At 61.8% G+C, this 26545-nt stretch carries 21 protein-coding genes; 7 read left to right on the top strand and 14 right to left on the bottom strand.

Annotation, left to right across the window (positions count from 1 at the left end):
* Positions 1 to 30 precede the first annotated feature (30 nt).
* Together PM2_RS14390 and PM2_RS14385 are read right to left on the bottom strand one after the other, a co-directional pair.
* Complete coding sequence (locus PM2_RS14390; protein ID WP_028699183.1) at positions 31 to 1941, bottom strand: AAA family ATPase; 1911 nt, start codon at positions 1939 to 1941, stop codon at positions 31 to 33.
* Between the two features lie 59 nt (positions 1942 to 2000).
* Positions 2001 to 2900 (bottom strand): helix-turn-helix domain-containing protein, encoded by a 900-nt coding sequence (locus tag PM2_RS14385; protein ID WP_016715274.1) that lies wholly within the window; start codon positions 2898 to 2900, stop codon positions 2001 to 2003.
* 183 nt (positions 2901 to 3083) lie between these two features.
* On the opposite strand from PM2_RS14385, the gene PM2_RS14380 reads away from it, so the two are divergent.
* The 4 genes from PM2_RS14380 (at position 3084) to PM2_RS14365 (ending at position 7717) form a co-directional block, all read left to right on the top strand.
* Complete coding sequence (locus PM2_RS14380) at positions 3084 to 4442, top strand: glutamine synthetase family protein (protein ID WP_016715275.1); 1359 nt, start codon at positions 3084 to 3086, stop codon at positions 4440 to 4442.
* Between the two features lie 64 nt (positions 4443 to 4506).
* Complete coding sequence (locus PM2_RS14375) at positions 4507 to 5595, top strand: polyamine ABC transporter substrate-binding protein (protein WP_016715276.1); 1089 nt, start codon at positions 4507 to 4509, stop codon at positions 5593 to 5595.
* Between the two features lie 13 nt (positions 5596 to 5608).
* Positions 5609 to 6904 carry an NAD(P)/FAD-dependent oxidoreductase gene (locus tag PM2_RS14370; RefSeq protein ID WP_016715277.1) on the top strand — a complete coding sequence of 432 codons (1296 nt, stop codon included), beginning with the start codon at positions 5609 to 5611 and terminating at the stop codon, positions 6902 to 6904.
* A 135-nt stretch (positions 6905 to 7039) separates the two neighbouring features.
* Positions 7040 to 7717: a DUF3313 domain-containing protein gene (locus PM2_RS14365; protein ID WP_028699182.1), complete on the top strand. Its 678-nt coding sequence runs from the start codon at positions 7040 to 7042 to the stop codon at positions 7715 to 7717.
* 40 nt (positions 7718 to 7757) lie between these two features.
* Here PM2_RS14365 and PM2_RS14360 read toward each other — a convergent pair whose 3' ends face one another.
* On the bottom strand, positions 7758 to 9134 hold the full coding sequence (locus PM2_RS14360; protein WP_028699181.1) for an L-serine ammonia-lyase: 1377 nt from the start codon (positions 9132 to 9134) through the stop codon (positions 7758 to 7760).
* Positions 9135 to 9280: 146 nt separating this feature from the next.
* Between PM2_RS14360 and PM2_RS14355 the strand changes: the two genes are divergently transcribed.
* Entirely contained in the window at positions 9281 to 10222 is a 942-nt protein-coding gene (locus PM2_RS14355) for a LysR substrate-binding domain-containing protein (RefSeq protein ID WP_028699180.1), read from the top strand.
* Between the two features lie 41 nt (positions 10223 to 10263).
* Here PM2_RS14355 and PM2_RS14350 read toward each other — a convergent pair whose 3' ends face one another.
* The 11 genes from PM2_RS14350 to PM2_RS14300 all read right to left on the bottom strand — a co-directional run bounded on the left by PM2_RS14350 (position 10264) and on the right by PM2_RS14300 (position 22317).
* Positions 10264 to 11685: an undecaprenyl-phosphate glucose phosphotransferase gene (locus PM2_RS14350; RefSeq protein ID WP_019096272.1), complete on the bottom strand. Its 1422-nt coding sequence runs from the start codon at positions 11683 to 11685 to the stop codon at positions 10264 to 10266.
* A gap of 156 nt (positions 11686 to 11841) precedes the next feature.
* Entirely contained in the window at positions 11842 to 12600 is a 759-nt protein-coding gene (locus PM2_RS14345) for a WecB/TagA/CpsF family glycosyltransferase (protein WP_016715282.1), read from the bottom strand.
* The gene (locus tag PM2_RS14340; protein ID WP_016715283.1) at positions 12600 to 13787 is read right to left on the bottom strand and encodes a glycosyltransferase family 2 protein; all 1188 of its coding nucleotides are present in this window, start codon (positions 13785 to 13787) and stop codon (positions 12600 to 12602) included. The genes PM2_RS14345 and PM2_RS14340 overlap by 1 nt, the downstream gene beginning before the upstream one ends.
* Positions 13784 to 14986, bottom strand: coding sequence for a glycosyltransferase (locus tag PM2_RS14335; protein ID WP_016715284.1), 1203 nt, complete (start codon positions 14984 to 14986; stop codon positions 13784 to 13786). The genes PM2_RS14340 and PM2_RS14335 overlap by 4 nt, the downstream gene beginning before the upstream one ends.
* Positions 14987 to 15035: 49 nt before the next feature.
* Entirely contained in the window at positions 15036 to 16040 is a 1005-nt protein-coding gene (locus tag PM2_RS14330; protein ID WP_028699178.1) for a VirK/YbjX family protein, read from the bottom strand.
* 9 nt (positions 16041 to 16049) lie between these two features.
* A complete protein-coding gene (locus PM2_RS14325; protein WP_016715286.1) occupies positions 16050 to 17027 on the bottom strand; it encodes a glycosyltransferase family 2 protein in 978 nt (325 codons plus the stop codon).
* A gap of 5 nt (positions 17028 to 17032) precedes the next feature.
* Entirely contained in the window at positions 17033 to 17557 is a 525-nt protein-coding gene (locus PM2_RS14320; RefSeq protein WP_016715287.1) for a serine O-acetyltransferase, read from the bottom strand.
* Between the two features lie 8 nt (positions 17558 to 17565).
* Positions 17566 to 18522, bottom strand: a complete 957-nt coding sequence (locus PM2_RS14315) for a glycosyltransferase family 2 protein (RefSeq protein WP_028699177.1) — start codon at positions 18520 to 18522, stop codon at positions 17566 to 17568.
* Positions 18515 to 19132 (bottom strand): acyltransferase, encoded by a 618-nt coding sequence (locus PM2_RS14310; protein WP_016715289.1) that lies wholly within the window; start codon positions 19130 to 19132, stop codon positions 18515 to 18517. The genes PM2_RS14315 and PM2_RS14310 overlap by 8 nt, the downstream gene beginning before the upstream one ends.
* A 105-nt stretch (positions 19133 to 19237) precedes the next feature.
* On the bottom strand, positions 19238 to 20704 hold the full coding sequence (locus tag PM2_RS14305; protein ID WP_028699176.1) for an FAD-dependent oxidoreductase: 1467 nt from the start codon (positions 20702 to 20704) through the stop codon (positions 19238 to 19240).
* A 236-nt stretch (positions 20705 to 20940) separates the two neighbouring features.
* Entirely contained in the window at positions 20941 to 22317 is a 1377-nt protein-coding gene (locus PM2_RS14300) for an oligosaccharide flippase family protein (RefSeq protein ID WP_016715292.1), read from the bottom strand.
* Positions 22318 to 22412: 95 nt separating this feature from the next.
* Between PM2_RS14300 and PM2_RS14295 the strand changes: the two genes are divergently transcribed.
* Together PM2_RS14295 and PM2_RS14290 are read left to right on the top strand one after the other, a co-directional pair.
* Positions 22413 to 23939, top strand: coding sequence for an O-antigen ligase family protein (locus PM2_RS14295; RefSeq protein WP_016715293.1), 1527 nt, complete (start codon positions 22413 to 22415; stop codon positions 23937 to 23939).
* 5 nt (positions 23940 to 23944) lie between these two features.
* The gene (locus PM2_RS14290) at positions 23945 to 26545 is read left to right on the top strand and encodes a glycoside hydrolase 5 family protein (protein ID WP_028699175.1); all 2601 of its coding nucleotides are present in this window, start codon (positions 23945 to 23947) and stop codon (positions 26543 to 26545) included.

The following is a 26545-nucleotide window of genomic DNA, read 5'->3' as shown; positions in this document are numbered from 1 at the left end:
CTTTGGGGCTGCTTCGCAGCCCCAAAAGCTTCAATCGCGAACCTGGTCCTTGACCCAATCCAGCATCCCTCCCGGCACGATCAACTCATGCCGCGCCCGCGAACAGGCGGTGTACAACCCTGCCAGCATCCGCGCCCGCTCATTGCGGTTACCCGCCACCTGAGGCACCACCATCAGCTCCGGCGACACCATCACCCGGGCGAATTCCATGTTCTTCACGTCCCTTACCCGCCCCAGGAACAACTTGGGTGCCTTGTCCCAACGGTAACGGCTCTTGGCCTTGGCAAAGTGCTCAGGCGTGTACCCCTTGCGCAGCATGTTGGCCACGGCAACGAAGGCCTTGTCGTCGCCCTTGTCCTGCTCCAACGCCTGCCAGCTGGCATAGCGGAACAGCATCGGGTGCCGGGGCCGCGTGCCGTAACGGTACAACTCGATGCAGTCTTCGACGAACAATTCGAAGTCCTTGCGCGCGCTTTTAAGCAGCACGAACGGCACGCCCTGGTGTGTCAGACGCTGGAACCAGCCAAACAGGCCCCATTCGTCATCGACGATCAGCGCCGTGGGCTGTTCCGGCACCGTCACGGCATCGAAGAAGCTGACCCGGGTGTAGTGCTCGGCGCTGCCACTGAAAGCGGCCTGAATCGCGGCCGGGTGCGCCTGAATCAGCGGGTTCAGCACGTTGTCCATCGCCGGCCCGGCACGCAGCGAATGGTCGATGCAGCGCTGGCGAATGAAACCGCCATGGTGCGGACTGAGGCCGTTGAGGTTCTGCAGCTCGTCCCCCAGGGCAATGATCGACTGCGGGCTGCGATCAAGCACGGCAAGCATCGGTGCGGACAGCTCGTGGGCTTCGTCGACGATGACGTGGGTATAACGGCTGTCGATCACATAGTCGGTCAGTGACAGCAGCTTTACCCGGTGGTAGTCGCGCACCGGTAGCTGGATTTCTCGTGCCGACGGGCGAATCAGTTCCTGCCAGTACGACCTCGCCTTTTCCAGCAGCACCTCCTGGTCCAGCGGCGAGGTGCCCGGCCCGGCCCATGGCAAATGGTGCAATTGCAGCTGGGTATCGGCGCTGTGGCAGAACGTGCGCACGGCGCGCACGCACAAGGCAACGACATCGCGTGCAGCAACTGGGCCGATGTCGGGAATGGCCAGCCAGCGCACCACCTGCGCGTCCTGCGGGCGCCACGACAGCTTGGTACGGTACGGGTCGCGCAAACGCCAGCCATTGCTGGTGAGGTCGCGGTTTAGCAGCTCGTCTGCCAGCTGGCCGAAGGTCATCGCGGTGTAGGCGGCAGCGTCCTTCACCCGCGCCTGCAGGGCGCGCAACTGGCCCTCGGTCAGTGCCAGCAGCAACGTGCGCTGTGGCTCCAGCAGCCGGGCGAACTGGTGAATCAGGAAGGTCTTGCCGGTGCCCGCGAAGCCTTGCACGGCCACCGACTCGTCTATGCCACTGAGAAATTCGCGCAGCAGGCGGTTTTGCTGATCGCTGAGCATCAGGTCACTGGCCAGGGACGGCAAGTACACCGGGTGCAGCGGTGTGGCCCGCTGGCGGTAGGTGTCGGCGAACTGGAAGCTCCACTGGCCTTCAGCATCCAGCAGCTCGTCTACGGTGTACTCCACCTCGGCCGACAACAGGGCAATGCCGTTTTCACCCAGCATGCCAAGGCCCATGGCAAAAGCTTCGCGATCGAAGTGCTGCGCCACCTGGCCCTGGAAACGCCCGGGCGCGGCGCTTTCGACTTCGTTGGCGATGCGCACGATTTCGGCGAAACGGCGCTCTTGTGCGTCGGCCGATGCGGTGCCGGGCTGGCGTGGGAGGTTTTGCACGAACAGCACCGCGGCGGCGTCGAGCACGCTGGCTGTGGTGAAAAAGTCGGTGTTGAGTTCGCTGGCGAGGCGGTCGGCCTGGTCGCTGGGCAAAGGCAGGTAAAACATCGGCACCTCGGGTGGAAACAGGGCGGCACGATAGCAACTTTCAGTAGGAAATGCTGGGTTTAACCCCTGCCCCGCTTCAACGTCTCACTGGGAAACTCCTTGAACAACTGTCTGTAACTCTCTGAAAATCTTCCCAAATGCCAGAATGACCAGCGCATCGCTACTTCGGCGACCGTTACGCCACCACCGTGCAACAAGTCGCGCCGCGCACCGTTCAGTCTGCGCAACCGCAGCCACTGCGCCGGCGGCATGCCGGTAAATGCCTTGAACGCCTGCTGCAACTGGCGCAGGGAAACCCCGGCAACCCCCGCCAACTCCACCAGGTTCAGTGTCTCTTCCGGGCAGTCGGCCGCCCATTCGCTGACCCGGCGCATGATCGCCCGCTCTTCGTCACGACGCCCCAGCGCCACACCCTGCAAGCGCTGGCAGGCATTGTCGAGTATGAACAGGCAGTCCTCCAGCAATTGCTCCGCCAAGGCCTGCCCCTGCAGCGGACAAACCGCCTCGCCCAGGCGCGTCAGCGTGGCGCTCAGCCAGCTACCGAACAAGGCATTCTGCCCGCTGCCCAATGGCACCATGAATAAACCTTCGAGGCGCTGCGGGTCCAGCCCATGGCGGGCCAGAAAGGCCTGATCGAACACCACCGCCACTTCCTGGTAGTTCTCCGGCGTGATCCAGATATTGCGGCTTTGCTCGTTCAGCAGGTACAGGCTGTTCTCGCTACGGTCGAAGCAGAACGCAAGCGAACCGCTCGGCGCACGGAAAAACTGCTCCACCCGGGTATTCAGCCGCTCTTCGTAAACCTCCACACCATCGAGCCCCAGGCAACGCAGTTCACCGCTGAAATGCCCGGGTGACATCTGCCGATACTGTTGCTGCCAGCCAGGGGTGGCGCGCACTTGCTCGGTAACGTCGGTGGTATGAAAAGCCTGGACCTGCAACGCATTGGCGGTTGTCACGCATTGTCCTGTACGCACTCTTTTGGTGCATTCGTTACTGAAGAAAGTGGATAGATTGCCCCGGTGGGCTGCGACCAAGATAGTCTCCAGCGCGTCACCTGGGAAGCGTGATGCCCCGGAAACCCTGCGACGGCTTTCTCGGGCTTACGCGTTCCCACACTAAAACCCAACCAAGAGGTCTGTATGAACGCCCCCTTCGATCAGCTGTACACCTGGCTGAAAGAACACCGCATCACCGAAGTCGAATGCGTGATCAGCGACTTGACCGGCATTGCCCGTGGCAAGATCGCGCCCACCGCCAAGTTCCTCCATGAACGTGGCATGCGCCTGCCAGAAAGCGTGCTGCTGCAGACGGTCACCGGCGACTACGTTGACGATGACATCTACTACAACCTGCTCGACGCCGCCGACATCGACATGGTCTGCCGCCCCGACCCAAGCGCTGTGTACCAGATCCCGTGGGCGATCGAGCCGACTGCGATCGTGATCCACGACACCTTCGACAAACAAGGCAACCCCATTGAGCTGTCGCCGCGCAACGTGCTGAAGAAGGTGCTCAAGTTGTACGCCGACAAAGGCTGGCAGCCGATCGTCGCGCCGGAAATGGAGTTTTACCTGACCAAGCGCTGCGAAGACCCGGACTTGCCACTGCAGGTTCCGCTGGGGCGCTCTGGCCGTGCCGAAAGCGGCCGTCAGTCGTTCTCGATCGATGCCGCCAACGAATTCGACCCGCTGTTCGAAGACGTCTACGACTGGTGCGAGATCCAGGGCCTGGACCTGGATACGCTGATTCACGAAGACGGCCCGGCGCAGATGGAGATCAACTTCCGCCACGGAGACGCGCTCGACCTGGCCGACCAGATCACCGTGTTCAAGCGCACCATGCGTGAGGCAGCCCTCAAGCACAACGTCGCCGCTACCTTCATGGCCAAGCCGATCACCGACGAGCCGGGCAGCGCCATGCACCTGCACCAAAGCGTGGTGGACATCGCCACCGGCAAGCCGATTTTCGCCAATGAAGACGGCAGCATGAGCCCGTTGTTCCTGCACCACATCGGCGGCTTGCAGAAGTACATCCCCAAGCTGCTGCCGATGTTCGCGCCCAACGTCAACTCGTTCCGCCGCTTCCTGCCGGACACCTCGGCACCGGTCAACGTCGAGTGGGGCGAAGAAAACCGCACCGCGGGCTTGCGTGTGCCCACGTCCAGCCCCGAGGCGATGCGCGTGGAAAACCGCCTGCCGGGTGCGGATGCCAACCCGTACCTGGCGATTGCCGCCAGCCTGCTGTGCGGCTACCTGGGCATGGTCGAGCAAATCGACCCCAGCGCGCCGGTACAAGGCCGTGCCTACGAACGGCGCAACCTGCGCTTGCCGATCACCATCGAGGATGCGCTGCAGCACATGGAAGACTGCGAAACCGTGCAGCAGTACCTGGGCAAGCAGTTCGTCCAGGGCTACGTGGCGGTCAAGCGGGCCGAGCACGAGAACTACAAGCGCGTGATCAGCTCGTGGGAGCGCGAGTTCCTGATGCTCAGCGTTTGACCCACCTTGGGGGGCTTAGCCCCCCTGCACCGAATTCGAAGAACAAGACCTACGAGGTGTCCCCATGCGTCATCTACAAGCCCTGATACCCGCTGCACTCACCCTGCTGTTCGCCACGACCACCCACGCCACCCCTTCGGTCAGCGTGTACAACTGGACCGACTACATTGGTGACACCACCCTGGCCGACTTCCAGGCCAGCAGCGGGATCAAGGTGGTGTATGACGTGTTCGACTCCAACGAAACCCTTGAAGGCAAACTGCTGGCCGGGCGCACCGGTTATGACGTGGTGGTGCCGTCGAACCACTTCCTCGCCCGCCAGGCCCAGGCCGGTGCCTTCTTGCCGCTGGACCGCAGCAAGCTGCCGAACTGGCAGCACCTGGACCCCAAGCTGCTCAAGCAGCTTGAACAGAACGACCCCGGCAACCAGTACGCGGTGCCTTACCTGTGGGGTACCAATGGCATCGGCTACAACGTCGACAAGGTCAAGGCGGCTCTGGGCGTGGACCATATCGACTCGTGGGCGGTGCTGTTCGAGCCGGAAAACCTCAAAAAGCTCAAACAGTGCGGCGTGGCCTTCATGGACTCGCCCGATGAACTGTTCCCTGCTGTCCTCAATTACCTGGGCATGGACCCGCGCAGCGAAAAACCGGCCGACTACGCCAAGGCCGAAGCCCGCCTGCTGGAGCTGCGCCCCTACATCACGTACTTCCATTCATCCAAATACGTCTCCGACCTGGCCAATGGCGATGTCTGTGTGGCCTTCGGCTACTCCGGCGACGTGTTCCAGGCCGCCAACCGTGCCGTGGAAGCGAAGAACGGCGTGAAAGTGGCCTACAGCATTCCCAAGGAAGGCAGCAACCTGTGGTTCGACCTGCTGGCCATCCCCAAGGACGCCAGCAACCCCGAGCAGGCCCTGGCATTTATCAACTACCTGCTCGACCCCAAAGTGATCGCCAAGGTCAGCGCAACCGTCGGCTATGCCAATGCCAACCCGGACGCCAAGGCCTACATGGATGCATCGCTGGTCAGCAATCCTGAGATCTACCCACCCCAGGACGTGCTGGACAAACTGTACATCTCCAGCACCCCGAGCCCGAAGATCATGCGCGTCATGACCCGCTCCTGGAGCAAGATCAAGTCCAACCGCTGAGTCGAGAACGCCCATGTCTTTCAATACTCAACACGCCGCTTCGTACTACGCCGCCACGGCGCGCGATGCGGCCCCCTACCCCAGCCTGGACGGCGAACTGACGGCTGACGTATGCGTGGTCGGCGGCGGGCTGACCGGGGTCAATACCGCCCTGGAGCTCGCCGAGCGTGGCCTTTCGGTGGTGCTGCTGGAAGGCCGGCGCATCGGCTGGGGCGCCAGTGGGCGCAATGGCGGCCAGCTGATTCGCGGTATTGGCCACGATGTCAGTGGTTTCGCCCGGTATGTTGGCCAGGACGGCGTGCGTTACCTGAAGCAGGCCGGCATCGATTCGGTGGCGCTGGTCGCCGAGCGTATCGCCCGCTACGGTATTGCCTGCGACCTGCGTTGGGGTTTCTGCGAGCTGGCCAATACACCTGCCCAGTTCGCTGCCTTCAAGGATGAACAGGACGACCTCGCGGCGCTGGGTTATCGCCATGCAACACGCCTGGTCGGTGCGGGGCAGTTGAACGAGATTGTCGCCAGCGACCAGTACGCCGGCGGCCTGGTCGACATGGGCTCGGGCCACTTGCACCCACTCGACCTGGTCCAGGGCGAAGCCCGTGCCGCGCACGGCATGGGTGTGCGCCTTTTCGAGCAGAGCCCGGTATTGCGCATCGAGCACGGCCCCACCGTGACCCTGCACACGGCCCGAGGCAAAGTGAGGGCAAGCAGCCTGGTACTGGGCTGCAACGCCCACCTCGATGAACTGGAGCCCCGGTTAAGCGGCAAGGTGCTACCGGCCGGCAGTTACGTGGTAGCCACAGAACCATTGCCTGAAGCGCTAGCCCGCACCTTGATCCCGCAGAACATGGCGCTGTGCGACCAAAAGGTCGGCCTGGACTACTACCGCCTCACCGCCGACCGCCGCCTGCTGTTTGGCGGCGCCTGCCACTATTCCGGGCGCGACCCCAAGGACATCGCGGCCTATATGCGGCCCAAGGTGCTGAAGGTGTTCCCCCAGCTGGCCAATGTGCGCATCGATTTTCAGTGGGGCGGCATGATCGGCATCACCGCCAACCGCTTTCCCCAGGTTGGGCGCCTGAGCCAGCACCCGAACGTATACTACGCCCAAGGCTACTCCGGGCATGGGCTGAACGTGACGCACTGGACGGCGAAACTGCTGGCCGAAAGTATCGCCCTCGGCCATAGCCATGGCCTGGATGTGTTCAGCGCCGTGCCACACCTGACCTTCCCCGGCGGCAAGGCACTGCGCTCGCCGCTACTGGCACTGGGCATGTTGTGGTACCGGTTGCGCGAAGCGTTGGGGTGAGTCCAGCACATGAATTGCGGCGCCAGACAAACCAGGCACCGCAATTCATTGTCCAGATTGAACGCCCCCACTGGCCAACTGCCGCGCACCTGCTAGCGTTGTTCTGGCCGACCATCTCATGGATGCATCTCCATCATGAAATCACTGCCTCGCATTACCCTGTTGTGCGCCGCGCTGCTTGCCGTGGCCGCCTGCTCCAGCAAAAGCGTGGACCCCAAGGACTATTCCGGCTTCCTCAAGGATTACAGCCGCCTGCAGGAAGCCAAAAGCCCTTCGGGTGATCCGGTGATGCGCTGGATCGACCCCAACGTTAACGTCAACCAGTACAGCCAGGTGTTCATCGAGCCCAGCCAGTTCTACCCCAAGCCACAACCAACGGCGGTGATTTCGCAGCAGACGCTGCAAGAAATCACGCGTTACTTCAATGATGCCTTGCGCCGTGAAATGGGCAGCGTGTTGCCGCTGGCCAAGGGGCCAGGCCCGGGAGTGATCGTGGTGCGCCCCGCCATTACAGCGGTGTCGACCAGCAACGAAGGCCTGAAGCCGTACGAAGTCATCCCTATCGCACTGATTTCGGCGGGTGTGAACACGGCCATGGGTGGCCGTGATCAGGAAGTGGATGTCGGCGTGGAGGCAGCGTTCCTTGATGGTGCCAGCCAGAAGGTGCTGGCCCAGGTGGTGCGCAAAGGCACGGGGCAGGAACTGGAGAACGATACCCAGAAGCTGACCTTGAATGACGTAAAGCCAGTGCTGGATGGTTGGGCGAAAGACATGCGTGCCAGCTTCCTGGCAGCGAAGCAGAAGGCTCGTTAAGTTTAGGGCCGCTTTGCGGCCCTAATCCAGATCTAGCCTGTTAGCACTCTACGAATGCAACCGCCAAACCGCCACGCGAAGTTTCCTTGTAATTGGCATGCATATCCGCCCCGGTATCACGCATGGTGCGGATCACCCGGTCAAGTGAGATGAAGTGCTCGCCATCCCCACGCAACGCCATCTGTACGGCATTAATCGCCTTCACCGCAGCAATCGCATTGCGCTCGATGCACGGCACCTGCACCAGGCCGCCGACCGGGTCGCAGGTCAGCCCGAGGTTGTGCTCCAGCGCAATTTCGGCGGCGTTCTCAAGCTGTGGCGGTGTTGCGCCCAGCACTTGGGCCAGGCCGGCAGCGGCCATCGAACACGCTGAGCCTACCTCGCCCTGGCAACCGACTTCGGCCCCGGAGATCGACGCGTTTTTCTTGCAAAGAATACCGACCGCTGCGGCGCCGAGCAGGAAGTCCACCACATCCGCGTCATTGGCACTGGGGTTGAACTTCATATAGTAGTGCAGCACCGCCGGGATAATGCCCGCCGCACCGTTGGTTGGTGCAGTGACCATGCGCCCACCGGCAGCATTCTCTTCATTGACCGCCAGGGCGAACAGGTTCACCCACTCCATCGCGCTGAGGGTCGAGCCAATCACGTTGGGCTTGCCCAGTTCCTGCAAGCTACGATGCAACCGCGCAGCGCGGCGCTTGACATGCAGCCCACCCGGCAGAATGCCTTCGTTGCGCAGGCCGTTCTGAACACACTCCTGCATGGCCGCCCAGATACGCAGCAAGCCTTCACGCACTTCGGCTTCCGGGCGCCAGGCACGTTCGTTGGCCATCATCAGTTGCGCAACGCTCAAACCGTGGGTTTTGCACAAGGTCAGCAGCTGGGCCGCACTGTCGAACTCATACGGCAAAATCACTGCGTTGCTTTCGGCGGCAGGGGCATCGATTTCGGCCTGCTCGACGATAAACCCACCGCCCACTGAGTAGTAGGTCTGGCACAGCAGGCTGCCCTGCCCGTCCAGCGCCTCCAGGCTCATGGCATTGGGGTGATAAGGCAGGTTTTCGTCGAGCAGCAACATGTCACGGCCATACTCGAAGGCCAGCGGGTGGCTGCCATCCAATATCAGGCAACGCTCCTGCAGTACCTGGCTGATACGCGAATCGATGGTGGCCGGGTCGATCCGGTCTGGCCATTGGCCCATCAGGCCCAGCAGACAGGCGCGATCGGTGGCATGGCCAACCCCGGTAGCCGACAGCGAGCCATACAACCGCACTTCAACGCGCGTTACCTGCGTCAGCAGCCCCTGCTCACGCAGGGCCTGGGCGAACGTCGCTGCTGCCCGCATCGGGCCGACGGTGTGAGAGCTGGACGGCCCGATGCCGATTTTGAAAAGGTCGAAAACACTGATAGCCATGCTAATGCCTGACCGTACCCTGAGATGAATCCACGGCACGGTTATCTGAAGAAATTGAGCGGTATTGCGATTTTGCGCGATACTGACGCGCTCATTCACGAATGACCAACGAATCTTTCTAAGCAAGGCTTTAGCGGTACTAAACGATGCGACGACAACTCAATGGTCAGGTGTTCGTCTGGCTACATGTATTCGCCTGCGCAGCCCGGCACCTGTCCTTCACCCGCTGCGCCGAAGAGCTGCACATCACTCCAGGTGCTGTCAGCCAGCAGATGCGCCAGCTGGAAGAACGCCTGGGTTACCGGCTGTTCCTGCGTCGGGCGCGCGGTGTGGAGCTGAGCGCCGAAGGGCAACGCCTGGCCCAGACAGTGGCAGAAGCCTACGGCAGCATCGAGGCCGAATTGTTGCGCCTGGATGTCGGAGAAATCCGCGGCACCTTGCGCGTGCGCTCGATCCCGTCTTTTTTGGCCAAATGGCTTACCCCGCGCCTGCCGCGCTTTCAGCAGCGTTACCCGGACATCGAGCTACGCCTGGTGGCCGAGGACAGTGCCCAGGCATTGACCCCAGGCGATTTCGACCTGGCTATCGACCTGAACGATGGCAGCTACCCTGGCATGCTCTCGACACCGCTGCTGGACGAGCAGATCTTTCCGGTGTGCTCACCTACCCTGCTACGCGGGCGCCCGCCGCTGCATGGGCCGACGGACCTGGCGCACTACCCACTGCTGCACGACATCACGGCGTGGCGTGGCAGTTCGGAGTATGCGGAGTGGGAGTTCTACCTAGAGGGTATTGGCGCCGCTGGCCTGGATGTGCGGCGTGGGCACACTTTCAACCGCAACCACCTGACCATCGAAGCGGCCATCGCCGGTATCGGCGTAGCAATCGCCCGTCGCACACTGTTGAATGACGAGCTGGAGCGCGGCGCATTGATCGTGCCGTTCGGCGTTCCGATCGCCAACCACAAACGCTACGTGGTGCATTACCCGCCAGGCGGGCTGAACCAGCCTGGGGCGCGGGCGGTGCATGACTGGCTGGTGGAGGAAGCGCGAGGATTCCGGGAATTGCACCCGCTGAACAAGGAATAGCCAGCCTGTACGCTCATACAGGGATCTCGCCAGCTTTATGACTAGTAAGCCTGCTTGCCGGTAAAGGCGTTCAGGGTACGCACCAGAATCACGAAGTCCAGCCACAGCGACCAGTTATTGATGTACTCGATGTCCGAGTCCACCCGCTGGATCATCTGCTCGATATCCTTGGTCTCTCCCCTGAAGCCACGTACTTGGGCCAAGCCGGTCATGCCTGGTTTGATGTTGTGGCGGGCGAAGTAATCAACGATGTCCTGCGAATACAAGGTGTCATGCTGCAACGCATGCGGTCGCGGCCCGACCAGCGACATTTCCCCGGTCAGTACATTGAACAACTGCGGCAATTCATCCAGGCTGGTACGACGAATGAAGGCGCCAATCTTGGTGAGCCGCGGGTCATCCTTCTGTGCCTGCTTGACCACACCACCTTCGGGCTGGTGGACATGCATGCTCCTGAATTTCCAGATCCGGAACGATTCCCCGGTCCAGCCCGTGCGTTCCTGGCGGAAGAACACCGGCCCGGGGCTGGTGAGTTTGATGGCCAGTGCAACCGTCAGCAACACGGGCGAAGCGCACAGTAGAATCACCGCTGCCAGCACCCTGTCCTCTAGGTTTTTCAGGAAAAGGCTCATGCCCGTCAGGGGCGTTTCCGACAAGGTCAGCACAGGAATCCCGGCAATTTCCCGCACACTGTGGTTGATCAGGCGCAACGAAAAGATATCCGGCACCCAGTTCACCGCGATGCACTTGTCGAGCAACTTGAAGTACACATCGTTGATGACCTCGGAGCCACCGAGCGGCGTGACCAGGTAAACGGTGCGTATGCCATGCTGCGCGACGATTTCATCCAGGTCTGCAATGTGCCCCAGCACAGGCAGGCGCTGCTTTCCCTCGCCGTTGTCACGCCCCTGGCCGTCGCCCTTGTCGAGCAGTACGCACCCCAATACCCGTTCACCAAACCAGGGGTTGTTGCTGATTTTCTGATAAAGAAAATTCGCCAGGTCGCCGTCGCCGATAATCAGCGCGTTATCCAGGCGTGCATGGGCGGTAAAACGCTTTTGCAGTTCACGAACGGCAAAGTGCAGGAATAACTGCGCGATGTAGCCAATGATGAACAACTGCACCACCAACAAACGCGAGTACGTTTCACTCTGCTTGGTCAGGAAGGCCATGACCACGAGAAAACAGAACGTTGCCGACCAGGCCTTGAACAGGCGGAAGGCTTTGATCGAAAGCCCGACATTGGTGCGGTAGATCGCATAATGGTCGTAAATGACGGCCAGTGCGCCAATCAGCAACAGCAGCATGATTACATAATCGGAGGTAATGTAACCAAACTGGTCGTAGATGAGATACCAGGCAATACCGGTGACTGCAATGCCATCGAGCCCTGCCTGAATGGCGTTACTTACGCTGCTTCTTCTTTGGAGTAAGGAACGACTGCTTCTGGGTTCGAAAACCATTTCAGACCTCATCTGTGTCAGCGTAGCCAGTGCCTTCCATCAAGCATCAAGTCTTGAAAACAGCGTGTACAACGCCAGATAAGCAATATCGTGCAGCCCCCAAGCCACTGCTATCACTGTAGCAGCCACCCGCCATCAGCGCGGATTTTGGCCGATTCATACAGTGCCCCTGGCCGAATCGGCTGCCTTGCGGTAAAGCAGCGTGCGCAGCAAGAACAGCGGGTTGCCCACCACATAACGCATGAACAGACGTTTTGGCTCGCGCAACAGCCGGTAGGCCCACTCTCCCCCCAGCCGCCTTAGCCAAGGCGGTGCCCGGCTGACCTTGCCGCCGAGAAAGTCCAGAATTGCCCCACCACACACGATCAGGCACGGCCCGCCAACGGCTGCCAGCCTGGCCGCCACCGCCTCCTGTTTGGGCATACCCATGCCCAGCACGATCAGCTCGGGTTGTTGCTCACGGGCCAGCTGCAGGTAGGTTTCGAGGCTGGCAAAGCCGTCATGTACCGACACGGGCACGACACCAAACTCGGTTTCACACCGCTGCACGGCCTGGTTCAGGTAGGGTTGCCGGGTGCCCCAGAATGCGACCTTGCGCCCACGGTATGCGGCCATGAGCCTGGGAATGAAGTCAGTCCCGTTCATGTTAAGCCCGGGTGCCAGGCCCAGACGCCGATACAGGATGGCCATGCCGGAGCCGTCGCGCAGCAACACGTCGGCTGCCGACAGTGCCTGGCAGTAGGCGCCGTCACGGACCACCAGGTTCATCGCATGGGCATTGACGAAGCCCAGCACGGTCGCGGCTTGCGGGGCTGCCAGCCTGTCGAGCAGGCGCTGTGCCGCGCCGCTGTCGGGTACCACCTCGAGCGCGTCGATTATGCATTGCCAGCGATTCTGCCATTGCCACAGTGCCATCAGTCATCATCCCGTTTTGAGCGCACCCACTCAACCTGGCGCTTGATCAGGAACCCTAGGTACAAAGGGATTTTCTTTGCCGCGTAGAACGGTGCGTAAAGCAAGACGGAAAACGGGATCAGCTCACGGCAGAAGCGCGCCCAGGCCAGCAAAACCGCAAGGCTGAGCATGGCCAAGGCTATCAGGGCGATCCACGCTGGCGCGGCAACATCAAACAGCAAGTACGCAAGCCAGGCCACCAGATTGAGCCCCAGCAGGGTCAGTACCAACAACGCCAAAGGCGGTACCAGCAAGTCGAGGGTCATCGCCAGCAGGCTACCATTGCCTTGGGTCACGGCGGCCAACGCACGCTTGGGCGCATCGGCCAGCATCAAGCCCAAGTGGCCATGCTCCCAGCGGGTGCGCTGGCTGTTCAGGCCTTGCTGGCTGGCAGGAAACTGGCTGGTGACCAATGCCTCGGGGCAGAACACGGGAGGCTTGCCCTGCTGACACAGATCCAGGCCCAGTTTCACGTCCTCTACCAGGTGCCCATTGGCAAGATTGATCAAGGTCAGGTCGTGCCAACCGAATGCCATGCCCGCACCCATCAGTTGGCAGGGCAAGCCCAGCCGCGCCCAGCCACGCGGGCGCACCAGGTTTTTTACCCGCCAGGCAAACTCGGCGACCTGCACTTTCAGCCCGGCCCCCACAGGCGCACGCATCAGGTACAGCGCCTGTACCGGCCGCTGGGTCTGGTGATAGCGACGCGCCAGGCAGTCAATCGCCCCCTCGCCCACCTGGCAATCGGCATCCACCACAATCACCACCTCGGGTGGCTGTTCGGCCAGGTGACGCACGCCGAAGTCCAGCGCATAGCCTTTGCCACGCAACACCGAGTCGAAGCGTTCCACCACCTCGGCGCCGGCGTCGCGGGCCAGCTGGGCCGTATCATCGGAGCAGTTGTCTGCCACCACCAGCAAGCGGTCACCCTCAAGCAATTGCGGGGCAATGCTCGCCAGCGTTGCACGAATGATCGCAGCCTCATCGTGGGCAGGTACCAGCACCGCCACCCGGGGGCGCAGACTATGGCCCAGGTACTGCGAGCGTGGTGGCAGACACGCCAGCAGCATCTGTACAAAAAAAATCGACACAGGCACAAGGACGATGACCGTCAGCAGGCCCAGCGACCAACTCAATACACTTATCATGCGGATGCCTTGAAATAAGCGGCCAGCCGGGCCGCTTCGGTGTCGATATCATGCCGCTGCAGCACACGCTGGTAGGCTGCCTCGCCCATGCGCTGCAATACGTCGGCCGGTTGGCACAGGCAATCCGCCATGGCTTCAGCCAGCTCGTCGACGGCGCCAGCGGGGAAAAGCCAGCCGTTCTCGCCCGGGCGCACCAGCTCGGGGATGCCCGCCACATAGGTGGTCAGCACTGGCCGGCGCAAGGCCATGGCCTCCATGATCACCACCGGCAGGCCTTCGGCGAAGCTGGGCAATACCAGCGCGCGGGCGGCAAGGATTTCTTCGCGCACCTGTGCACTGCTGATCCAGCCAGTGATGCGCACGCGCCGCTGCAAGCCATGCCGGGCAATCAGGGCCTCGATCTGCTGGCGCATTTCGCCGTCTCCGGCCAACACCAGTTCGAAGTCAATCGACTGCGCAGCAAGCTGACACGCCGCCTCAAGCAACAGCAGCTGGCCTTTCTGCTCACACAGGCGCCCCACGCAAACAAGCCGTGGTACTGACGGTACATCGACCGGCGCCACCTCATGGAAACCCCGCTCCAGGCCGCAATGCACAACCTTTACCTTGGGCCAATGCTCGTGCGCCACCCAGCGGAACAGCTGGCTGCGCCCGTAAGAACTGACCGCTGCGACAAAGGCGGCTCGCCGTACCTTTTCGCCCATGTGCAGGAACTGCGGTTTGTCGAACTCTTCCGGCCCATGCACGGTAAAACTATAAGCCGGCCCGCCCAGTTGGTTGGCCAGCATGACCACCTCGGTGGAGTTGGTGCCGAAATGGGCATGCACGTGTTTCGCCTCACTGGCCTGCAGCCACTGCAGCACCTGGCAAGCTTCGGCCAGGTAGACCAGGTGGTAGGGCCAGGCGCGGTCGGCGCGCAGGCCAAGGCGCATGGCCAGCCACAGGGCCTGGAAGAACCGCCCGGGCTGTGCTCGCAGCACCTGTAACGTGGGCCTCAGCAAGCCCTTTACACCAGCCCGCAGCACATAGCGGGTCTTGTCGCGCTCGGCCGTATCCTCGGCATCCTGCAACTCGGCGTCCCATCCCCGCAGGGCAATGCGTTGCACCTCTACGCCCTGACGCTCCAACGCCAGGATCTCGCGGCGGATGAAACTGTGGCTGACCTTCGGGTACTGATTGATGAAGTAAGCAATGCGCATACGAATTCAGATCCCAACCCGCTTGATGACCGGCCTCCCCTGGCAACCTTTACTTCAGGCTGTCGACTACGGGTGGTCTGTCTACTGCCGATGCACTCACAGCAAATGCATCCCCCTGTTTTCCTTGTAGTCCAAGGTTGTGACCGCTGCCCGGCAATGCGGCCTGCAGGCGAATAAAAACATCGTCGAGCAGCGCCTGGCGGCGGCGGTACATCGCGCGCTTTTTGGCCGGGATGTCCTGCTCGGCCCGTTGTGCCGGTGCCAAGGGGATAGTGAAGAAGTCGTCGCGGCTCGACGCCGTAGCGCCATTTTCTTGCCAGATGATGTCGTAGTTGGCCGCCAGATCCTGGGCCTTGTCGCTGCCAAAGTACGGGTGGCGATGGTGCCGGCAGGCATCGCTGACGGCATACAGCTGCGCAACGCCCAGCATGCGTGCCAGGCATTTCAACGCTTCGAGCAGCAGGCTGCGCGGGCGCAGCCCCTCGAAGTCCTTGGTCAGGTCACGGTAGATGGCCAGCGAGGTTTCACTGTCGATGCCCTTGTGAATGCCCTGGACGGCACCGATGAACATCGACAGCCCCCCCTGATCACGGCACAGGGTAAACGCCAACGACGCCACGCGCAGGTCGCCCTGGAACAGGTTCAGCACCAGTTCACCTTCGCGCTTGAACCAGATCGGCCGGTCCATCACCAGGTGGCAGCCCGGCGAATAACTGGCCAGCTCGCACAGCGTCAGGCTTTCGTCCCGCCCCAGTAGCAACAGCGCCGGAAACTGCCCGGCCAGCACTTCAAAGTGCGAAGCCACCACATCCAGGCGCTGCGGGGCCTCCCAGCATTTGCTGAGGTAAGGCCACTGCACCACGCCGATGCAATCCACACCCAGCCGCTGCAGCCCCTGCTGGCCCAGCGCCGCCGTCATGCGCTGCATGAAGGCATGCAGCTCAGGCCATTGCCTGACAATCTCTCGGGTCAACTTGTACTTGTTGTTCAATGCCCGCAACGAGTAGCCCGGTTGCAGGGTAAACACGCTTTTGACGAGGGCGCCGAGCATCATGGGTCTCTCTCACTTGTACTCGATCAAAGCCGATTTGCCGGCCGCGAAGCGGTGGCGCATGAATTTCAGCTGGCCGAGCATTTCCGGGAACTTGCCCAGCACCAGGAACACCGCCTGCAGCCAGTTCTCGCGCGCCGATTTGCCACCACGACGGGCCAGGCGCACAGCCTGAAGCGGGTAAATCAATAGCAGTAGCAGGCCCCAGCCACCGAGCAGCAGGCAAGCCAGCACAATCACCACAGGAATGCCCAAGCCCCACAGCCAGGCCCGGCGTGACTCGCGTAACCAGTGCTGCTCTGGCGGCTGCCCATGCAGGTAAGCCCCCTCGGCATAGGCATGGCCGGCACGCAGGCTGCGCCGCCACCATTGGCTGAAGCGGGTCATGGCCGCGTCGTGCAGGGTCATCTCGGCGTCCAGGCGCCAGACTTTCCAGCCATTGCCTCGCAAGCGCACGCACAGCTCGGGCTCCTCGCCAGCGATCAGGTCAGCGCGGAAGCCGCCAGCGGCAGCGAAGGCGTCTGCGCGCATCAACGCATCGCCGCCACAAGCCTTGGCTTCACCGATGGGGGTGTCCCATTCCAGATCGCACAACAGGTTGTACACCGATCGTTCCGGGAAGCGTTCACGGCGGCGGCCGCACACCACTGCCACCTCAGGGTGTTGGTCGAGAAATGCCTGCGCCGTAGCCAGCCAGCGGGCATCCACCTCGCAGTCACCATCGACGAACTGCACCAGCTGCATCGACGGCAACAGCCGCTGCAAGGCGCTAAAGCCTTCGTTGCGGGCGCGCGCGGCAGTGAACGGAACACGCATGTCCAACGCCAGTACCTCCACCCCCAGGCTGCGGGCCAGCTGCGGCGAACCGTCGGTGGAGCCCGAGTCGACGTACATGACCTTGCCCACACCCTGCATCAGCGAACGCAGGCAACGCTCCAGGCGTGTGCCTTCATTGCGGCCGATGACCACCACACCGATTACCGTTGCCATATGCCTCACTCAACGGGCGCGGTGCTAGCCGGCTGCCTGGTCTTGATGGTGGCCGGCACCCCTACCGCCAACGAGTTGTCCGGCACATCCACCAGTACCACGGCATTGGCGCCGATGATCACGTTGTTGCCTATACGAATACTGCCCAGCACCTTGGCGCCGGTGCCGATATCGACGTTATTGCCGAACACCGGGGCAATTGGCTCGTCGACATTCTTCAAGCCCACCACCACGCCGTTGCGGATGCGGCAGTCATCGCCAAAGCGGGCATAGCCGCTGACAACGATGCCGCCAAAATGGTCGATGACGAAGTTGCGGCCAATCACCACTTCGCACGGCAGTTCGATGCCGGTGATGATTTGCACGAATTTGAACAGCACCTTGTAGATCAACGAGCACAGCTTGCGCAGCAGCGCCGGGCGCACGGTATAGCGCCAGCGGCCAAAGCGATACACCAGCAGTACCCAGAACCCCTGGGCGGCCCAGTCACCGCCGTGGGCCCGCAGGTCAGCACGAATATTCTCGAACATGGCTCCACCTACCTTGTCGCCTGGCTGGCGTACCGGGTCTTGAACAACAATGACCAGGTTGTCTGGCAATGACGCCAGCAGGCCTGTATCGCGCCCCAGCCGCGTCGTTTCAACAGCGCCTTGAGTGCCAGCACCAGGTCACCCAAGGTGACCAGCAGCATGTGCAGGGCCAGCCCCGCCACCCCGTGGTGCTTGCGGAAGTACAGCAACTCGCTTTCGATCTGGTACGCCGAGATCTGCCGGCTTGCAGCCTCCAGCTCGGCCACCGATTTGGAGCTTTCACCCCCGATGTGCACCACGGTTGTATGCGGATAGAACACCACTTTCCAGCCCGCCTCCTTCACCCGCTTGCAGTGGTCCACCTCTTCGTAATAAAGGAAGTAGCGAGGGTCGAACAGGCCTACCTTGTCCAGCACTTCGCGGCGTACCAGGTAGAAGCAGCCGGGCAACCAGTCACACTCGCGAACCGATGCGTGGTCCCAGTTCATTTCGTCGACCATTTTCAGCCCGGGGAAAAACCGCCCCAACCCGGTACGCGCGACAAAAACGTTGAGCGGTGTGGGGAAGTAGCGGCAACTGGGCTGCAGGTCACCGTCTCGGCCCTCAAGGCGCACCCCCAGCACGCCGCACTCCGGGTGGGCCTCCATGTAGTCGAGGGTTTTCTGCAAGGAGTCGGCGGCGACAAAGGCATCGGTATTGAGTAGCAAGGCGTACTTGCCCTTCAGGTGTGCCAGCAGCTGGTTGTTGGCCCGGCCGAAGCCCACATTCTGTTTGTTGCTCAACAGCAGTGCTTCGGGACACACCTGGGCCATGCGCTGCACCGAGTCATCGCGTGATGCATTGTCCACCACTAGGTAGCTGGCCAGCCGCTCGCCGTCGGCGCGGCGCAGGGCGTCGAACATCGGCTGTAGCAGCCCGGCGGTATTGAAGTTGACCACCATGACATCCACAGGTTTGCTAGCCATTTTTGCTGTCCCCGAAGAAATACTGACGCCTTTGCGCCATCAACAGCGGCTCCACTTCCGGGTCGTAGGCGCCATTGCGCTGCTTGACCAGGTCGATCCACGGGTACGCTTCGCAACGCGCCTCGACCCGTTTGATCAGCTGTTCGGTGGTACAGATGAATTCAGCCGGGTTGCCACCGTAGACAGTGCCAGGCGGTACATCCTTGGTCACTACCGCGCCGGCAGCCACGATCGACTCTGGCCCGATGGTCACGCGGGGCATGATGATCGCACCGTGGCCGATGAAGCAGTTGTCCTTGATATCGATGAACCCGACTGAATCCAGGTGCTTGCCGAAGCGATGCTCGATCAGCAATACCACCCCGTCATGACCGATCAGCGTGCAGTCGGAAAGGCCCACACTGTTGCCAATGCGCACCAGCGACGGGTCGAGGAACTTGCAGCCTGTATTGACAAAGAAGTTGGTGCCGACCGAGTGAAAGTTGCCCCAACGGGTGAGGTAGGCGCCCCATTCAAGCCCTGAAGGCCTGCAGAACCGCCTGTAGAACGTGCCGCCCCGCCCGGTTGCATGGGCATAATGCGCCACTGCCTTGCGTATCCATCCCTTCATACTGCCTGGCCTCGCAATCAAATCCGTCTGGAATGTTCCTGAGGCGTTCCGGTCTCGTTCTTCTGGTTGCTGACCGCAGCGCACTCAACCCATGTACAACAAGCGTCACGCCACGGCGCCCCTGGCCGCCGTCATCTTGGCATTGAGGTGGTCGGCCAGCCGCACGGCAAACTGCAGCAGCGGCATGGTCGGGTTGGAGGCGCCGCCCTTGGCGAAAATACTGCTGCCGGCGATGTACAGGTTTTCGGTACCAAACACCTTGCAGTTGGTATCGACCACGCCGTACTGCGGCGAGGCGGCCATGCGCGTGGTGCCCATGTGATGGGCATGCGGGGCCATTTTCAGCGGGATCGACGTGTCGTAGACAAAGTCGTTGAGCTTGACGAAGCCCAGGTCCATGTCGGCGAACTGCTTGGCCAGCTCGCTGCCAATGCACTTGATGGTGTGCCGGTCATCGGCAGTCAGTGCCCAGTTGACATTGACCTTGGCAACGCCCAGTGCGTCCTTCTCGTCCAGCAGCGAAATACGGCTGTGCAGGTTGGGGAATTGCTCGATCATCGTACTGATCACGCCATCACCGGGGCAGCTGAACTTGGCAACGAACGCTACCTTGCTGGCGAAGCCCCAGTCACAGGCCAGGTTTTCGAGAAAATGTTTGACCTCGGCGGTACGACCATAAGTTTGCACATCGGCCAGCAAGGCGGCCGTGACGTTGCCTTTGCCGGCCTTGTACTCATCGACGAAGGCATCGGTGGTGTAGTACTGGCGTGGCTCCGGGTTCTGCCCGGACTTGAGGATGAAGGTCCCCAAGTCGATATTCAGGTGCTCCATGAAGCACCCGCCAACCAGCCCGTCCTTGTTCACCACGCCCGCGCCCACCAAGGTCTCACTGTTGAGCAACTGCCGGGCATTCTCGATGGCACCGGTGGCCAGAATGAAGTTGCTTGCCACCAGGCGCTGCCGATTGCGTTCGTAGTCGGACAGGATCACGGCGGCCAGGTGCCCGGACGCCTTGTCGAACTCCAGGTCCACGCAGTTGCAATTGATGAACACGTCCAGGCCTTTGGTCTGTTCGAGGGCCGTGGCGTATTTCTGCGCAAAGCGCGTGGGTGTGCTCAGCAGGAAACGATCGGGTTCGAAATCGCCGCCGTTGAGGCCGGTATTCATCGCACGAAAATCCGACCCGGCCGGCAGGTCTACGATCTCCATGGCTGCAGGCAGGTAACCCTCGATCTCCGAATAGGCGATGGGCCAGCCAGGCAGGTCGCCTGGCGGGGAGATAGAAAAGTCGGAGGGCGTGAAGGGGCGACAACGGCCGGCCCAATGGTTGGAAGTGCCGCCCAGGTAACGCAGGCGGGTTTCCTCGGCGTACAGTTCAAGGCCCGTGGACGCGCAAGCATACAAGCCTTGCGAGTGCGGCGCATACTCACGCCCGCCGCCCTCGGCGAGCAACACGCTCCAGCCCGCAGCGGCCAAGCGCAGGCCCAGGGTAATACCTGCAGGGCCGGCGCCAATGATGCAAAAATCGTAATGATCGCGCAGCCCCTTCTGCTGCTGATAGTCCTTGATCATGCTGGCTCGTTCCGGAAGTAACGGGACGGCAATACCCAGCCGTTGATCACCACGAACCCCGGCTTTTCGACAGGTTTGCCAGCAACGGGGGAAAAAGCGCCGAATACAGCGCTACCGACGCCCAGCAAGACACAACTCTGGAGAAAGCCCCTACGCCCCAGCTGCGCACTACAAAAAGTAAGCTTCCCCATGATCCCGTGACCTGTACCCGTTGAATTTACACCCAGCACGCTGCATCACAGCCAGTTGAAAAAGGCCGTCAACAGCGCCCCGCACAGCGCTCCGACCAGTAGCATCGGTAGCACCACCAGCTCACGTTTAAGGCTGAAAATACCTAGCTTGCAATTCACGTACACAACCAGCACCAGCGTGGGCACGGTATGCAGGGCAACACCCCAGATGGCCCATTCCACACCGCCAATCGCCAACAGCAGCGGTAGCAGCCCCCACAGCGAGACCAGGCGGATGATGTTGTCCATGGCTTGATACTTGGTCAGGCCCAAGGCGATCCACACCTGATGAGCCAAGGTATAGCGCAATACGATGAACGACAGCGAAAGAATCGCCAGCATCGAGCCTGCCTCACTGTATCGCTCGTCGTACATCCAGCCGATCAGCAGAGGGCTGGCGGTCAGGAAGCCACCGCAGATGAACAGCACCAGCAGGTCGACCAGCAGGCGGAAACGGTGATACAGCGCTTTCAGCCGCGCCTTGTCGTCGGCGCGGGCCGCTTCGCTGAAAGCAGGAAGCGCCACGGCGCCCACAATCTTCATCAGTGCGGTCTGCACCGCGCCCAGGATCAGCACGGCAATCGAATACACCCCCAGCTGCGCCGCCGACATGCTGGCACCGAACAGGATGCGGTCGCCGTACATGGCCAGCACGCCCACCATCGACGACAGCAGGATCCAGCGGCCAAACACGATCAGTTCGGTAAGCGCCGTACGGTCCCAGCGCAGGTGGTTGCGCGGCCCCTCCAACGCCGTGTGGCCCAGCACAGTCCAGGCCACGGCAGACACCAGGCCGGCAATGACCAAGGCCCAGATGGAGTGGGTCAGCAAGCCCAGCACCAGCATCACCACCAGGCCGGCCGCTTGTGACGCCAGGTCCACCAGTACCACACGCTTCTGTTGGAAAGTGCGTACCGCCACATCTATCTTGGTGGACTGGAACCCCCAGATGACCGCCGACAGCCCGGTAACCGCCAGCACCATCGGCAATATGGGCGCGGCATAGGTGGAGTCTGCCGGCCACAGTTCTTCGAACTGCGCCACCCAGGCACACAAAGCCAGCAACAGGGTCAGGCCGAACAGCACGAAGCCGCGGATGATCTGCACGGTCCAGGCGGTATTGAGAAAGTCCGGGTCGTCACCCCGTTGGCTCTGGATGATGTTCTGGCGCAGGCCGACATCGGACAGCAGGTGCAGCAGTACCGAAACGGTGGTGGCAATGACCATCACCCCGAACATTTCCGGCAGCAGCAAGCGGGCCATGATCAGGTTGCCGCCAAGGCGCATGACCTGTGACGCCACCTGCGACACCAGGTTCCAGGACCCGGCCCTCATGGCCCGCTGGCGCAGGCTTGCGGTGGCTGACACATCAATCGACGGCATGACTTCAATCTCTGACTGATTGGCTAAAAGTCACTATAGTTTCAATTAGCCACGATGCTAGCCGTTGCCCACCGAGGGAAAGGTGTACATAGCCGATGCCTGAACATTTTCGTGCGTTGATCGTCATCCTGTTTTTGGCGAGCGTGGTCTTCCTGCTTGCGCGGCGCCCTGCCACCGATCTGATTCCGCTCGCTGACTTCAAGCGCCGGCGCAACTTGTGGTTCCTGCTGACTGTGCTGGCTTTCGTCTCGCACAGCTTCTGGCTGTATCTGGGTGCGGGCGCGGTCATCCTGCTGATTGCTGGACGCCGCGAACACAACCCCATGGCACTGTTCTACATGCTGCTGTTCCTCATCCCGCCTGCGTCGGTGCAGGTGCCCGGATTTGGTGTGGTCAACTACCTGGTCGACCTGAACCATATCCGCCTGCTTACCCTGTGTGTGCTGCTGCCCGCCGCGCTGCAGCTAAGCCGCCAGGCAGGCACCCTGCGCTTTGGCCGCACCTGGGCCGACAAGCTGCTGGCGGCCGGCCTGGTGCTGATGAGCGTGCTGTACTTGCGCGAAACCACCCTCACCGACACCCTGCGCCAGGCGCTGTACTTGTATGTCGACGTCTTCCTGCCGTATTACGTGGCCAGCCGCGGCCTGCGCCAGATAAGCGACTTCAAGGACGCCATGCTGGCCTTCGTGCTCACCGCCTTCGTCATGGCACTGATCGCCGTGGCCGAGTATGTACGCCACTGGCTGCTGTACAGCGCCTTGGTCGATGCCATGGGCGTGCCTTGGAGCATGTCGGGTTACCTCAGCCGCGGCGGCGCGCTGCGGGCCAGCGTCACCACCGGCCAGGCAATTGCCCTGGGCTATGTGATGAGTGTGGCCATCGGCCTGTTCCTGTTCGTCCAGGGCTATGTGCAACGCCCGCTGCACAAAGCCATGGGCGCCCTACTACTGGCCGCCGGGCTGTTCGCACCGTTGTCACGCGGCCCGTGGATCGGCGTCGTGGTCATCGTGGTGGTGTTCATTGCCCTGGGCAAAGGTGCCGTCAAGCGCCTGGCGCTGCTGGGCGCAGCCGGCATGCTGGCCCTGCCCTTGCTCACCATCGTGCCCGGCGGTGAAAAAGTACTGGACCTGCTGCCCTTCATTGGCAACCTGGAAAAAGAGAACATCACCTACCGCGAGCGCCTGATGGACAACGCCTGGATCGTCATCCAGCGCAACCCGCTGTTCGGCTCGTTCGACTTCCGCAACACCCCGGAAATGCAGTCGATGATCCAGGGCGAAGGCATCATCGACATCGTCAACACCTACATCAACCTGGCACTGCGGGTCGGGCTGGTGGGTCTCGGTCTGTTCGTGGCGTTCTTTGCCGTGGTGCTGCGCGGGATCCGCCGGTCCATGCTCAGTTTCGCTGACAAGGATGATGAACGACGACAGCTCGGCCGGGTGTTGCTGGCGACACTGATCGGCATTCTGGTGATCATCTTCACCGTCAGCAGCATCACCTTCATCCCGGTGGTGTACTGGTCCATCGCCGGGCTGGGTGTGGCCTACATCCAGATGGTTCGCCGGCTGCACGACAGCCAGGCCATGGAACTGGCCGAACCCGGCCTACAACCCAGGTAATGTTCATGAACGTGCTATCCCTGCGTCCTTTCGTACGCCTGTCGGCCATTGCCGGCCTGGCCTTGCTGCCATTGGCCGGCTGGGGCTCCGGCTGGCAGGTCAGTGTCGATGAACAGAGTGGGCTGCCCACCGTGACACACGGCGGTGGCCCGGTGATGAAGGCCAAGTTCGACTTCTGGGCCGCCAACTGGAGCTGGACCGGCTTTTATACCGACTTCAAGGTCAATGGCCCCTATCAGTACACGCTGCGGGGCAAGAACAAAGAGCTGGACTTCGACCTGGCGGCTGATATCCGCAAAGCGCAAGCACAAACCCTGAGCTGGGCCTTCGACCTGGACGCCCATAGCCGCCAGACCGGGGTGATGGGTGGCGGCATGGTGTTCCAGTTCGACCCGGCGCAAATCGCCGGCGATATGGGTGCGCCACAACTGCTGGCCGACAATCGCGGCTGGTCCTGGGGCAAGGCTGACCAAGGCCGGCGCATCGAAATGCGCTTCGACCCGCCACTGGCCAAGGTGTATTTCGAACGTGGCAACCCGTCCGAATTGCGTGCGTTCCTGTACAAAGACCCGATCAACGCCGGCAAGCAACAATTCAAGGCTGTACTCAACGTGACCGGCGACATCGAGTTGGGGCCCACTCCCACTGAGCGCTTTGGCCTGGCCGACCCTGCCGGTTGGCCGGATGACCAGCTGGACTGGCGCACTTCACCGGTGGACCTGTCGTTCCTCAACGCGGCGCAAAAGCCCGCCGGCAAACGTGGGTTCGTCAAGGCGGTCGGTGAACAGCTGATGTTCGAGGACAACACCCCCGTGCGTTTCTGGGGCACCAACCTGTCTGCCTATTCGCTGTTCAAAAGCCCCGACGACGAAATTCGCCAACAGGCCAAGCGCCTGTCCGCACTGGGGTTCAACCTGGTGCGCCTGCACCACCACGACTCGCCCTGGGTCAGCCCGAACGTGTTCGGCGACGGTACCCTGGTGCGCGACACCCAGCAGCTCAGTGCCGAGTCACTGCGCAAGCTCGACCTGTGGATCAAGGCACTCAAGGACGAAGGCATCTACATCTGGCTGGACATGCACGTACAGCGCGCACTTACCGCCAACGACAACATTGACGATTTCGATGAGCTGCCCAAGAAAGATGACCGCGTCGACCTGAAGGGCTATGCCTATGTGAACAACAGTATTCAGGCGGCGATGAAGCGCTTTGCCGAGCAGTACCTGACCCATGTGAACGAGTACACGGGCCTTGCCTACAAGGACGACCCGGCCATCGCCGCCGTGCTGATCACCAACGAGAACGACCTTACCCAGCATTACGGCAACGCCCTGATGCCGAACAAGGATGTACCGCGCCACAGCGAGCGCTACATGGCAGCGGCCAAAGCCTTCGCCAGGCAGTACAACCTGCCCGTCGACCAAACCTGGCGCGCGTGGGAGCACGGCCCGTCGAAGCTGCTCCTCAACGACCTGGAACAGCGCTTCAACGCCGACATGATCGCTCACCTGCGCAGCGTGGGGGTAAAGGTGCCAATAGCCACCACCAGCACCTGGGGCGGCAATGGTCTGAGCGCATTGCCGGCCCTGACCGCAGGCGATGTCGTCGATGCCCACAGTTACGGCGCCATCGGCCAACTGGAGAAAAACCCGTTGACCAGCGACGGCATGATCGACTGGATCGCCGCCGCCCAGGTCGTGGGCAAACCACTGACCGTCACCGAATGGAACGCCGAGCCTTTCCCACTGCCCGACCGCCACTCGCTGCCGCTGTACGTGGCCGGCACTGCCAGCCACCAGGGCTGGGACGCGCTCATGCAATATGCCTACAGCCAACAGGCCTTCAACCCTGGCTGGCGCACGGCGGACAACTGGCACGCCTACAACGACCCCGCGATGATCGCCACGCTGCCCGCTGCTGCCCTGCTCTATCGACGTGCCGATGTGAAGCCTGCAACCACCCATTACGTTTTCGCACCGACGCCCGCCACCCTTTACAACCAAGAGATCACCCCACGAAATTCGCCTTTGTTGCGCACAGCCATGGAGAAGGGCCAACTGCAAATTGCCCTGCCGCAAACACCGGAGTTGCCGTGGTTGAAACCGGCCGCCATTCCCGCAGGTGCGCAAGTGCTGCAAGACCCAGGGCAATCGCTGCTGGCCACCGATGCTACCGAATCGGTGACCGACACCGGCGAGCTCAAGCGCAACTGGCAACAAGGCATCTACACCATCGATACACCGCTGAGCCAGGCCGCCACCGGCTGGCTGGGAGGGCGTTCGATCAGCCTGGGGGCCATTCAGGTGCAAACGAAAACGCCTTACGCCAGCGTCGCGGTACAGAGCCTGGACGGCAAACCGCTGGGCCAGTCACGGGAGCTGTTGCTGTCACTGGGTACCCGCGCCATGCCCAAGGCCGATGACAAAACGCCATTCAATGTCGAACCCTTCGAGGGCAGCCTGACCATCGAGGCACCTGCCGGGCTGAAGCTGTTCGCACACGATGCGCAGCTCCAACTCAAGCCCCTGCCGGCAACGTACAAGGACGGGCATTACGTGATTACGTTCGACGGCAACTACATGTCCAACTGGCTGTTCTTGAAATAG

Origin of the sequence: Pseudomonas monteilii NBRC 103158 = DSM 14164 (genome assembly GCF_000730605.1) — a bacterium.
GTDB classification, from domain to species: Bacteria; Pseudomonadota; Gammaproteobacteria; order Pseudomonadales; family Pseudomonadaceae; genus Aquipseudomonas; species Aquipseudomonas monteilii.
The sequence above is the reverse complement of the archived record's forward strand: the minus strand, read 5'-3'. Positions and strand labels throughout refer to the sequence as shown.